Here is a 12,498-nt window from a genome sequence, read left to right as displayed (position 1 = left end):
TGTGCCATTCAGCGAAACTGACAAAACCTGACATTTTTCAGGTGATTTCCGCTAACACCTTTCAAAAGCCGAGCAGGCTTGACTAGACGTTCACAAAAATGACCCTCTCAAAAGAGCGATGAACCCGCTCCTGGATGTATTTTCTCTTGTCCGACTGCCCATGATTGAACTCATCCTGCTCGAAGACGAACCCGCTCTCGCCCAGGAACTGGCCGAGTTTCTCGAGAAATCCGGTTATCGCGTGACCGCCGCCGGAAGCCTCGCTGCCTTCACCGAAGGCTTCGACGAGCGCCGCCATCATTTGGCAGTGATCGACCTGGGCCTTCCGGATGGCGACGGCCTGGATCTGATTCACCAACTGCGCAGCAGCGGCAGCACGCTCGGTATCGTCGCGTTCACCGCACGCAGCACACCCGATAAGCGCGTCACCGGCTTTCGCCAAGGCGTCGACCACTACCTGTCCAAGGGCTGCGACTTGAACGAACTGGCAGCCGTCCTCGAAGCCTTGCGCCGCCGCCTCGACCTGCAAAGGGAGTCATCGCCCTGGCAGCTGGACATTGGGCCACAAGAACTCAAGGCTCCCAATCGCCAGGGGCGGCGACTTTCCCATCAGGATTCACTGGTGCTGCACTGCCTGATGCGCAACGCCGGCAATACCGTCTCACGTAGAGAAATCGTGAAGGCACTTGTTCGCTCTTGGGCGGTGAACATCTGGCGCAACGTACGGAGTAGAGATTGTAGTGGCCGCCACCTCAAGGATCTTCCCGCCGCACTTACCGGCACGGGTAGGTCACACTTCGCTCATTGATCAAGACCATCCACCCGGCTGCTCGATGCCACGCTGGGGTCCGGCATTACGATGGGCAGTACGTAATCTCGCAGCAGGCTCCAGCCGCCCACAAAAGCGCTGCCATCCTGCACCGCTGCCAAGGGCACGCCAATCTTGTACTCGATCTGCCCGGCGCTGATGGTCTCTTTAGTCGTGGCAGCGTTTCCTTGGGAGGCATCGACCATCGGGCTGACGACATGGGCGAGATCTACTCGTAGGATCGCCAGGGCATCGTACTGGCCGCTGGCAATATGGGTCGCGTAGCTGGCGTACTCGACCCTGAACTGGCTCTCGGCAAACAGGTACACGCGGTGCCGGGTTATCTCCTGTTCGTTATCTGCCACCAGTTCTTGATAAGCGTAGGAGAGCTCACTGAGAAAATGGCTGTGGTACCTAGACAAATCCAGTGTGTCGATAAGCCGATATGCAATATCCAGGAGGGGCTTCGCCCTCGCCATCTTATTCAAGTTGGGTAAATCCTTGGCCAATGGCTTTTGCTCCTTGTTTGCCAATTTGGCCCTCGCGTCGAGCCTAGTCTGCCTCTCATCCATCAGGTCATCGTCAAAAGGCACGCGAGCGCGTTGGAGTTCGCTGATGTATGCAGCAAGAATGTCTTCAAGGTCGGCGTTCGCTGCAACGAGCCCCTTGTTTTCTGGAATGTCTGCGCCCGGGGCATAGGGGATCTCTTCGACCTCGGCAAAGTCCCTGTTGGAGAACGCGATTTTTACCCGCACTGCGCTTTGGAGAATCGTGCGGTGGGCGTAGCCCTGCTCCGCCAACTTTTTCAGGAATGTCTTGAAGCCAGCCAGGCGCTTGCTTTCTCGCTTGTCGATCCGGTTCTGCTGCGTGGCGCCTAGGGCTCTGGAAGCCGGACGCCTGGACGCGGGCGCCATTCCAACGTCGCGGATACCCAGCAGATTGGCCTTGTTCGTCGCGTGGTACAGATAGGGCATTGCACTTCCTTGGCTTGCGTACGCCGCAGTCCTTTGAGGGCTGAGCTGCCGAGACAGCTCGTTTCGTGCAGAAGCCTAGACCACGAAACGGAGAAGGGCTTGCTGCCTGAACGGAAGGAGCTGAAGAGATTTACGTCTCTACGCTAAATGTCCGCTGCTGGCCGATCTCTGCCTGTCGCACCTCTGCCACTCCGCCAATTAGTCAGGTTGAGCGCAATCCTCTCGGCCAAGACCATGGTTTTTTGATCAGGGCGGAGTGATTCGAACGCTCGCCCTCTTGCACTACATCTTCAGCGTTTTCACTTAAGTACCCCGAGTAGCTTCCATATTCGCCTGGACTCGGCGTCAGCGCTGATCAACTCGTCCAACAGCTCACCAAGAGGCTGGTTTCCCCATTCCACAGCCCGGCGAATGACGTAGGGAACGGGACTGTGCGGCTCGGTTCTGGCCAGGTAATCGGCGATCTGTGCCAGTTGCCGGTAAGCCTGCTCGCGGCTGCTGGGCGCGCTAGCAATGGGCACGGCTGTAGAGGAAGGTTCGCTTGTCGGCTCGTCCATGACTGCATCGCTCTCTGGCTCGGATGAAGGAATCTGCTCTGATATCGGAACGAACGTCTCAAGCTGAATACGCAGGCTGGTCAATATCTGGCGCAGAGGGCCAAAGCTGGGAGCTAGGTCGGCCAGCCAACCTTCACTCCAGCTGTCCAGCCGTTCGAGAGCCGTGAGAGCAGCCTTCAGGTCAGCACCAGCAGCGACAAAGTGACTCGCTGGTGTTTGCTTGAGCTTTTCATGCAGCTTGCGATACTCCAGCCGCGCTGCCTCGGCTGCGATCTTGTCCTGCTTGCTATCGCTCATCTGTACCTGGCGCTGTTGCAGCTGCAGCCAGTCGTGCAGGGTTATATGCGCGAACTCTTCAACGTCGATGCCGAACAGCGGGATCCGAGTCAAGAGGATGGTGCTGTATTGACGAATCATCCACTCCAGGGGAAAGACGCGCCAGGTGCGATCATCATCCTCGGGTTGCGGATGCAGGGTATCTGGATAGCGTTCGCACAACCCCGCCAACAACTCCATCGCTGAACTCGCTCCTGCGAGTCCGTGGCGGCGTATCCAGGCCTCTCCCAGCCACACGGCAATCATCAGATCCTTGCTGCGCTCGCGTAGCAGATCGCCTGCCAGATGCTCCAATGCGGCCCAGTCTCCGCGCTTGAGGTCGCTCTGCCAGACACCGGTTGGCAAGCTGGCGTCATCCTCACGGCGCAGCTCTCGTAGACGATCCCAAGCGCCCTCGTAACGCAGGCTAGGGCCGCAGATGGCATCCCCGGGGATGGGCTCCAGATACTGCCCGATCGAGACGCTGGTCATGGCGTAATCTCCACGCCTTGCAACGCCTGCAACTGGACGCTGGCGAACGGCGAACCGGGGGCGACAACAGGCAGAGGCTGGATCGATAGAGGCAGCTTGCTGCCCTGGCTGAGCAATGACAGGCCGATGAACATCTGAGCCTCCCGACTGGCATCCAGAGCACCCCGTACGGGAACCTGCAAAGTCAGGGGAAAATCCGTGTAGTCCATATTCGGCAAGCGCTGCGGTACCACATGCGAACGCATCATACGCAACAGCGCCCATGGGCCACGGTATTCCCAGCCCGCCTCCAGGCCATTCACGGCCATGCTCGGTTGCAGGGGGTCGATCGACGGCCGCTGGTTGCTGTCGCGCGCCCAGCGCAACACGAGTTGCAGCGGGTCTCCGACATTCCAGCGCAAACGCTGGTTGGCCTCACCAGGGTGAGTGATCTGCTGGCCTGCGCCATTCAATGTCCAGACGATCACTTGATCAGCCCCCCGCTCCTCTTCACGATCGGTTCGCCAACGGACTTCGAGTTCCACACCGATGGTTCCTGACGGATCGCGTATGAACATTGGCCCAAGCCAGGTTCTGGCCTGCTTCATTCGGGAAAGGAAGTCCTCTGCAGCCAGCCGACTATCTGGTGGTGCCAATACAAGTCCCTTCTCGGCAGCCTCTAGGTGGGTGTCGATCAGCTCCAACAGATGCTTGACGCGGGCCGGATCGGCATCACCGCTATCCAGGTTATAGGAGAACGGAAAGCGTCCAGCCAGGTACTGATTGAAGTAGTCCGCCAGCGCGCTCCAGGCTTGTGACGCCTCCTGCGTCTGCAATTCGTTGCAGCGCTGCCGAGCCTTCGCCGATATGTCTCGGGTATAACGCGCCAGGTCGCCATCGCCTGGAGGCAAGCTGGCGGTCGACAGTACCTGCTGGCAGTTGCCAAGATCCATTTCCACCAGATCCCGGCTCACCAGTTGCTCGAACAATGCTGGTGAACTGGTCGGGTTCTGCGCCTTGTACTTCTGCATCTCATCGGTTATCGAGCCAAGCCGCGAGACCCTCTCCTGTAAGGGCAATGGCAAATCCGTCTGCATTCTCAGCCATGTCAGTTCTGGCCTCACCTTGTCGGTGCTGGCACTGACTAGCACAAACTGTTCGGCCAGGGATGACTTCAGATTCTGGACGTCGGTGGCGCGAAACAGCCTGAGCCCGAGGTTGGGCTTACCGTCCCACTCAGAAATGGGGTAGCGCTTGGTGAACAACGGCAAGGTGTCGATGTCCGTCAGAACAGCGTCGATGTCGACCATCGCACGCAAGGTCAGTTGGGATTGCAACGTACTGGCCAGATCGGCACGACCAAGCGCCTTGAGTGCCTGGATCACCTGCATGGCCTGCTCGACGGAAACATTGAACCTGCTCTGTGCGGAGCCGTAGTTGTAGCCGCTAGTAGAAGTGGTCAACTCCGACCACATCGCCAGCGCTGCGGCCTGCTCAGCAGCCTTGAGCATGCCCGCACGATAATCCGGCGCTATTTGCGCCAGCTCTTGTGTCACGAAGCTCTGATAACTCTGCTGGTAGACCAGTGCCTGAGTCATTTGCTGTTCGGTCACATTACCCAGGGCCCGGGCGTCGATGGCGCTATCGGGACGGCGCATTGCACTCACGGCGAAATCACGCTTGAGCAGATCAGCAATGCTCCTCGACAGCTTGCTGATGTGCTCTTGCAACACCAGCGTCCCACCGGCCTGGCGCTGCAGCAGGTTATCGCGGCTCGCGGCCCCTTCTATCCATTGGCTATGGAAGGTTCTGCGCAATTGCTCGGCCTCGAGCGTGATGGAAGCCTCGATGTTTGGCCCCAGGAGCCGGCTCTGCTTCACATCGTTCATCAGGTCGCGAAAACCCGGCACCAACTCCTCGCTGCTGCCATGGCTCCAAGCGGAGTTGGTGAGAACGATCAGATCTTCCAGATGCCCGATCAGACCGTTGATTTCCTCAAGCTTGTTCAGCGAGGTGTCCCGGCCGTACTCCAGATCGTTCAAGTGTCTCTTGAGATAGCCGGCGGGGGTGACGAAGTTACCCGCCAGGAAGTACTGCGCCAGCCAGAACTTCATCAGCGCCTGAAACTGCCCGGAGAGCTGTTTGCGATTGGGCTCCAGATCCACAGGGCGCAACGCTGGCGCGGCCAGGTTGCGCAGGGTCTGGTCGTAAAAGGCTCGCTTGGACAGGCTGGAGGGATCGAGACTGAGCCCCAGCGCATCGTTGCTCAGTTGGGACAGTGGCTCGATGACGCTCTCCTGGCCGATCAGAGCATCGTTGAGCAGGCGATTGTGTCGCTCTAGGCTGACCACACCCTCAGCCAGGGTACGAGCCTTCACGTACGTTGGCCATTGATCCGGCTGGGCACTCTCGACATCAGGGCGCCGCTGCTCATTGCGGATCGTCAATAACGTCCTCAACTGGTAATCCTGCAGTTGCTGTAACGGCACCAAGGCCTCGCGACGAGCCATGCTGCGCAACAACTGATCCATCTGGGCATCTAGCGAAGACCCCCAGGACGTGGGATAGAGCAGCGATGAAAAATGCCAGCGTGGAGACTGCTGCAACAGCATCCAGAAGGCCTGAACGTTGAGCCGCGCCTGCTCCTGGCGACGCTCGGGGGCTCGCAGGCTGACATGGCCGGCATGCGTCGCCTGCAATAGGCGACTCAGCTCACGAGCATCGTGTTGTCTCCCCTGCCACACCCAGAGCATTCCCACCAGCCAGCAAAGGCCAAGCACGACAGCAACGCCTCCCACCGTTTTCTGCCAGCGCTGACGCAGACGCAGAACTCGCGGCAAGGCCTGCGCCAGTCCCTGTTCGGACAGGAACCGCTGCCGCCAGAGCATCTGTGTGAACACTCCCTGCCTCGCCGGCAGTTCATCGGGGTAAAGCTGTGCAGGATTCGATTCTGTGCGTGCCTGGGAGGCGCCCAGATAAAGGCCTCGAATCCTGGGAGCCTCGCCATGAGTGCTGCCCTGGAAAACCGGCTCCAGCAGGGTACGTAAATTGCCTTTGAGCGCCAGTAACAGGTCAGGCAGACGATACAAATCCTCAGCCAGTTCGCCCTTCAGAGCCCCGACCTCGATGATGGCTGCCTGCATGCTCTGCACCACGGCATCCAATGCATCGTCTAGCCAATGACTCTGCCAGCCGGCATCCAGTCCATAGGGCGATGACCAGCCCAGCAGGCGCTCGCGCCCCTCTTCGGGAAGCGCGGCGACCAGCTCCTGAAATCCCGGCATATCCTCGAACCCCGTGATAACGACATATACCGGCAGTCCCAGGCCAAGGCGTTGGAGCAGCTCGGCAAAGCGACGGCGCAGAACGATCACATCGGTGACACTCTGCGCACCGTCTTGCAACTGGCCAAGAGGGATGTTCCAGATCACGCCATCCAATGGGCGCTGCCCTCGTAACCTCAGCAACATGCCGAGGAGGCGACGCCAGACGAAGGTGGAAGCGCTACTGCCATCGCGGGGTAGGAATACGCCCTGAGGCACGACCAGCACGGCACCGTCCTGGTCGGCCCACCAACGGCCGAACCAAGCCGATCGCCCAACGGGGGTGAGCTGCCAATCGAGGCAAAGCTGGCTGCCTTCACGCGGATCGCCGAGCAGCATCAGCCAGGGAACCTGATAGCGCGACTCGAAGCCTTGCTCATGCTCCATCTTGCGCACCGCGGCATAGAAGCTGCGGATGGCCATTCCCGATTGGGTGCGCAACCACCAGAACAGTACAACCAGAGCCAGCACCAGCAGGAGAACGCCTATCACGCTGAGTACGATCGCCAGATTACTCATTCAGCCAGGCTCCCGCTTTCTTCAAGGCTGACCAGGTGCAGCAATGGTGTCAGCTCCGATTGGATGTCACTCCACATCCAGTGCCCAGCCATACTCAGAACCACCAGCAAACCGCAGATCGCCAGCCCCAGGCGCATACCATCCGGCAGTACTCGTCGCATGGGGAGGCGTAACGCCGCAGAATGACTCGGCCGCGCCAGGCTATTTATCGCCCCGTTCATCGCCGGTTCACGTTGCCAGGCAAAGGTGAAAAGCGCATGCCGCCAACGCGCATGCAGCGCGCGCCCCCGAGCACTGCGCAAGCCGCCGTAGAAACCGAGGATCAGGCACTGGAGATAGACATTGGCCAGATCGCGCGAGGCCGGCGCACGCTCCTTGAGCAACTTGTGAATGGCGCGGGGCAAGCGCTCACCTGCATTGCGCGAGCCATATAGGCGCGTTTCCAGCGGACGGGGCTGCCAGGCCGCTTGGCCCGGCCAATCATCGAACAGAAGACGTTCGTCAACCAACGCGACGAACGCATAGACCATCGCCTTGACCTGGCCAGAGGAGGAGGCGCCTACGCTAGCGAATGCACTGCGCCAAAGACGACGAACCACAAAAATCGTGGCCTCCGCCATGCGTTCGATCTGTTCGTGACTAGGATTGCTGAGCCCAGCCATGCCATCCCAGACCCCCCGCCACTCGATCCAGGCCTCGCGAAACGCCTGGCTCAGAGGTGCCTCTCCGAACTCGGGGGGATAAAGAGAAACGCTCCTTTCCGACATCTATGCATCCTTGGCTTGGGAAGGCTGATTTCAGTGGCTATCGGTCGTGAATAAAAGAACCTGCCAGGGACTTGCAATCGCTCTCTGCGAAGTGACGGCCAAGCACAGTGGCTGTTCGGGATCGAACCAGTCACCGGAGGCCTGGATCAGAAAGAGGTGCGTTTCCTCCCCCACTCCGTACGCGGCTCGTTCGTTGCGGTTCATGGGCTGATGAAGCAAGCCGCTCATACGCTGCTGTACGAGTGTGGGTACGTGCTGCCGCGAAGCAATTACCACCTGCCCCAACCACGCCTGCGCGGCCTCCTGGCCGGTACCCGCAGGCATGCGCAGCCCCACGACAAGACGCTGGCGGCCTGCCTGGGCATCTGGCAAATCAATGGCAAAGCCCTGCTCGGACTGCTCGAACACCAGGCAACGGTACCCGACGCGGATGCTGTCCAGCTTCCGGTGAAGCCACTCGATCACTTCGTCGAAGCCTCGCTTGAGCTCGAGGAAGTCAAGAGGAGCGAACGCAGGAACGCCGTTCAAAGCATCCAATGCACTCCAAGCCCCTGCCAATCCGGCCAGTAAGCCATGCAGACTCGCCGGGGTCGCCACTCGGCTGTTCAACGCGACTTCAACCTCTGGGAGGCGGGCCCACAGCGCCGTCAGTTGTCGCCTGAGCTCCTGCGCGTCATCACGATTTCCCGCTTGTTCGGCCTGACGCAGCCGGCCGGCAAGGAACATGCATTTCTCCCGCCCCCTTGCGCATAGCGCAGAGACCATCTGCCCCAAATCCGACTCCGGCAGAATCAGCCCCATCGGTGGCACGTAGGGTTGCCTGACGAAACCGCCCCCCTCCTTGGATATCCGCAACAAGGGCAGGCAGATCGAATCGGCCCTATCGCTATCGGTAACCAGGCGCAGGTTGGGGCGCCAGACGAGGATCGGCTCTGGATGTTCACCGCTGGCCAGATCAGGCACCGCCTCTGCCAGGTGTGACTGCAGTCGTCCGTTGAGCGGCAGTACCTGACCGCTGCGCCCAAGCGGATTGACTGCCAGGTAGACCGTTACACAGGCATTGACCGATGCCGACACGGCAGGCCCGACGTCAAGCGCCACAACCTTGCCGCTTCCAGGTTGCACGCTGACGGGCAAACCGTCTGGCAAAATCGCCTCGATAGATTGGATACGTACCAGGCCGGTACTAAGCGCGACGGGGTCGACTTGCAACTCGGTCACTCCCCAGAACCACGGATTGCTGGCTCTGGCACAGAGCGCAGCGATAACCTCCGCGCGTATGCCTTGCAATTGGAAATGCTGAGGCAACAGTTGCATGCCCTCGTGCCAGCAGACTGCATCCGGCAACACCTTCATACCACTCCCCTTTTACATCCGCTGTTCGGCATGCACACACGCGCACGGCGCTTGCTAACGATCCCGATCCGTCAACAAGCGCATCTCCCTGCTATCGAAACGAAGCCACACACGGCCTGATTCGCTCAGGCGCAAACGGTGCACGCCTGGTGTGTTATAGCCGGCGAACACCAAAAGTCCAGCCGCCTTGTCACCGGCAAAAGGAAAGTCGCGAACATCGCGAAACTGTCCCGGCACGAGCTCCAGGCTCCATACCGAAAATAGCTGACGATAGTCGCGGCGATACTGGTCTCGCTCGGAGAACCACTGTTTGGAAGGTATCTCGGATAGCAACTTGAGCAGGTCAGAGTCGAATACAACGACGAAGTCCACGGCAATGGGCGTGTCGTCGTTGGCGCGCTCCGCCACGTCGAGCGTCAGGCTGTCCAGACCGATCCTCTCACCTCGAAAACCACACCCGGTCAGTACAAGACTCAGACCTAACAGCACAGCAGAAAGGCGGGAGATCAAACGTCCCTGTGTCATGAAGATTTCACCTTGAAATTCACATTTGCAAATTTATAGACGTGATCTAGCGTCTATGAAAGTTCGTCCTCATGACGGATGTGGATGGATCGCCAAGGACGGGCTCGGTTTTCAGCTACCCGTTGCAGTCGCGGTCCAGCAAAGGAGTGCGAGCACGGGATTCGTCCACTGCATTGCGCTCCAGGTACTGTCCCGGAGCCCAACCAACATGGCTGAGAGCACGCAACACAAGCTGGACCGAATTCGCCCGCCACGAGTCCAGATTACCTACGACGTCGAGATCGGCAACGCGACCGAGAAGAAGGAACTGCCACTCGTGGTTGGTATCCTCGCCGACCTCTCCGGCAAACCCGAAACGCCACTGCCCAAGCTGATTGACCGGCGCTTCACCGAGATCGACCGCGACAACTTCAACGAAGTGCTCGCCTCCATCGAGCCGCGCAGTACCCTGCAGGTGGAAAACACCATCAGCGGCGACGACAGCAAACTCAACGTTGAGCTTCGCTTCCGCCACTTCGACGATTTCGACCCTGTAAACATCGTCAAGCAAATCACTCCCCTACGCCGCTTGTACGAAGCGCGTCAGCGTCTGCGCGACCTGCTCACCAAACTCGATGGCAACGATGACCTCGACAAACTGTTGCAGGACGTAGTGAGCAATACCGAAGGTCTGCAGGAGATCAAATCCGCACGCCCCGACGACGAAGCTCCAGCCCCAGCTGCAGGCGAAGCTACAGCCGACAACCCAACTGGCAATGATGAAGCACCGACCGAACGCCAGGCCTGACCGCCCCTGAAATCCCGGAGATAACGCAATGGCCACCCAAGCCGGTGCTTCCAGCGAGAGCACGACACAGACCCTAACCCTGCTCGACCGTATCATTGCCGATGGCCGTATGGCCCACGACGAAAGCCAGCAGGGATATGCCCGCGACATGCTCGCGGAGTTCGCCACTCAAGTTCTTGACGAAGGCATGGCTATCGACAAGGACACCGTGGCCATGATCAATGATCGCATCAGCCAGATCGACAAGCTGATCAGCGACCAACTCAACGAGGTGCTGCACCACCCGGACCTGCAAAAACTGGAAGCCTCGTGGCGCGGCCTGCATATGCTGGTGGATCAAACGGAGACCAGTAGCCGCCTGAAACTGCGCCTGCTGAACGTCACCCAGAAGGAACTGCAGAACGATCTGGAGAAAGCCGTCGAGTTCGACCAAAGTGCGCTGTTTAAGAAGATCTACGAAGAGGAATACGGCACCTTCGGCGGACACCCATTCAGCCTGCTGGTGGGCGACTATGCCTTCGGCCGCCATCCCCAGGACGTCGCCCTGCTGGAGAAGCTTTCCAACGTCGCGGCAGCCGCTCACGCCCCCTTCATCGCCGCAGCTAACCCCAAGCTGTTCGACATGAACAGCTTCACCGAACTGGCCGTGCCTCGCGATCTCAGCAAGATCTTCGAGAGCCTGGAGCTGATCAAGTGGCGCAGCTTCCGTGAGGGCGAGGATTCGCGCTACGTCTCCCTGGTGCTGCCGAACTTCCTGCTGCGCCTGCCCTATGGCCCAGATACCAAGCCAGTGGAAGGCATGGACTACCTCGAGGACGTCAACGGTACCGACCACTCCAAGTACCTCTGGGGTAATGCCGCCTGGCTGATGGCCACACGCATCACCAGCGCCTTTGCCAAGTACGGCTGGTGTGCGGCGATCCGTGGCGCCGAGGGCGGTGGTGCGGTGGAGGGCCTGCCGGCCCACACCTTCCGCACCCTGTCCGGCGACCTATCGCTGAAGTGCCCGACCGAAGTAGCGATTACCGACCGCCGCGAGAAGGAGCTGAACGACCTCGGTTTCATCTCTCTCTGCCACAAGAAGAATACCGACATGGCCGTGTTCTTCGGCGGCCAAACCACCAACAAGGCCAAGCTCTACAACACCAACGAGGCCAACGCCAACGCTCGCATCTCGGCCATGCTGCCGTACGTGCTGGCGGCCTCGCGCTTCGCCCACTACCTGAAGGTGATCATGCGCGACAAGGTGGGCAGCTTCATGACCCGCGACAACGTGCAGACCTACCTCAACAATTGGATCGCGGACTATGTGCTGATCAATGACAACGCGCCCCAGGAGATCAAGGCCCAGTACCCCCTACGCGAAGCCCGCGTAGACGTCTCGGAAGTCGCAGGCAAGCCAGGCGTCTACCGCGCCACGGTGTTCCTGCGGCCGCACTTCCAACTGGAAGAGCTAACTGCCTCGATCCGTCTGGTCGCTAACCTGCCGCCACCAGTAGCTGCCTGATCCGACGCTCCCGCCGGTTCGGCCGGCGGGGGCTCGCCCACCTCAAGATCCACCCCGTTTCCAGACCCAGGAGTTATCCGCAGATGGATGCCATCATTCTCGACCTCGGCGACGACATCAAAGGCGACAGCCTGCTCGAGGGCTACACCGATAAGATCGAATTGATGTCTTACAGCCACAACGTGGCGATGCAGGTCACCAACGACGTCAGCAACTCAGAGCGAACCTCCGGCAAGCCGCACATCGGCGAGTTCACCGTAACCAAGTTCGTCGATACCTCAACGCCCTCGCTCAACGAGTTCTGCTGCGCAGGAAAGCCCATCACCACAGCCACGATCACCATCGGCCGCAACGCCGCCGAGGGCGACGGCAAGCTGCTGCCCTTCATCGTCTACACCCTCGACAATGTGGTGCTGTCCAACGTCAGCGTCAGCGGTGGTGCCGGCGGCAAGCCGGTGGAAACCCTGTCGCTGAACTTCACCAAAATCAAATGGGAGCTCACCGCACAGAAGGACGATGGCACCAAGGAAGGCACCGCCGCCTCCACCTGGGATCTGGCCGCCAACAAGCTCGTCAAGTAAGGACGCCA

At 59.8% G+C, this 12,498-nt stretch carries 10 protein-coding genes; 4 read left to right on the top strand and 6 right to left on the bottom strand.

Translation table 11 applies throughout. The annotated features are described in order from the left end of the window. The first annotated feature begins 118 nt into the window (after positions 1–118). Positions 119–808: a response regulator transcription factor gene (locus BM059_RS21310; RefSeq protein WP_083413313.1), complete on the top strand. Its 690-nt coding sequence runs from the start codon at positions 119–121 to the stop codon at positions 806–808. Here BM059_RS21310 and BM059_RS21305 read toward each other — a convergent pair. The 6 genes from BM059_RS21305 to BM059_RS21280 form a co-directional block, all read right to left on the bottom strand. Then, the gene (locus tag BM059_RS21305) at positions 802–1,782 is read right to left on the bottom strand and encodes a hypothetical protein (RefSeq protein ID WP_074941252.1); all 981 of its coding nucleotides are present in this window, start codon (positions 1,780–1,782) and stop codon (positions 802–804) included. The genes BM059_RS21310 and BM059_RS21305 overlap by 7 nt on opposite strands. Before the next feature lie 299 nt (positions 1,783–2,081). Continuing rightward, the gene (gene tssA / locus BM059_RS21300) at positions 2,082–3,146 is read right to left on the bottom strand and encodes a type VI secretion system protein TssA (protein WP_037002060.1); all 1,065 of its coding nucleotides are present in this window, start codon (positions 3,144–3,146) and stop codon (positions 2,082–2,084) included. After that, the gene (locus BM059_RS21295) at positions 3,143–6,967 is read right to left on the bottom strand and encodes a type VI secretion system protein (RefSeq protein WP_074941251.1); all 3,825 of its coding nucleotides are present in this window, start codon (positions 6,965–6,967) and stop codon (positions 3,143–3,145) included. Before BM059_RS21295 ends, tssA begins: the two co-directional genes overlap by 4 nt. Next, entirely contained in the window at positions 6,964–7,734 is a 771-nt protein-coding gene (locus tag BM059_RS21290; RefSeq protein ID WP_074941250.1) for a DotU family type IV/VI secretion system protein, read from the bottom strand. The genes BM059_RS21295 and BM059_RS21290 overlap by 4 nt, the downstream gene beginning before the upstream one ends. A 30-nt stretch (positions 7,735–7,764) precedes the next feature. After that, complete coding sequence (tssK, locus tag BM059_RS21285) at positions 7,765–9,090, bottom strand: type VI secretion system baseplate subunit TssK (protein ID WP_074941249.1); 1,326 nt, start codon at positions 9,088–9,090, stop codon at positions 7,765–7,767. A gap of 54 nt (positions 9,091–9,144) precedes the next feature. Continuing rightward, the gene (locus tag BM059_RS21280) at positions 9,145–9,615 is read right to left on the bottom strand and encodes a type VI secretion protein (protein ID WP_081811720.1); all 471 of its coding nucleotides are present in this window, start codon (positions 9,613–9,615) and stop codon (positions 9,145–9,147) included. Positions 9,616–9,823: 208 nt separating this feature from the next. Between BM059_RS21280 and tssB the strand changes: the two genes are divergently transcribed. From tssB to BM059_RS21265, 3 genes are all read left to right on the top strand, one after another. Next, positions 9,824–10,402 carry a type VI secretion system contractile sheath small subunit gene (tssB, locus tag BM059_RS21275; protein WP_074941248.1) on the top strand — a complete coding sequence of 193 codons (579 nt, stop codon included), beginning with the start codon at positions 9,824–9,826 and terminating at the stop codon, positions 10,400–10,402. Positions 10,403–10,430: 28 nt separating this feature from the next. After that, on the top strand, positions 10,431–11,909 hold the full coding sequence (tssC, locus tag BM059_RS21270; protein ID WP_074941247.1) for a type VI secretion system contractile sheath large subunit: 1,479 nt from the start codon (positions 10,431–10,433) through the stop codon (positions 11,907–11,909). An 83-nt stretch (positions 11,910–11,992) separates the two neighbouring features. After that, positions 11,993–12,490: an Hcp family type VI secretion system effector gene (locus tag BM059_RS21265; RefSeq protein WP_037002048.1), complete on the top strand. Its 498-nt coding sequence runs from the start codon at positions 11,993–11,995 to the stop codon at positions 12,488–12,490. Positions 12,491–12,498 lie beyond the last annotated feature (8 nt).

This window comes from Ectopseudomonas composti (genome assembly GCF_900115475.1).
GTDB classification, from domain to species: domain Bacteria; phylum Pseudomonadota; class Gammaproteobacteria; order Pseudomonadales; family Pseudomonadaceae; genus Aquipseudomonas; species Aquipseudomonas composti.
The sequence above is the reverse complement of the archived record's forward strand: the minus strand, read 5'-3'. Positions and strand labels throughout refer to the sequence as shown.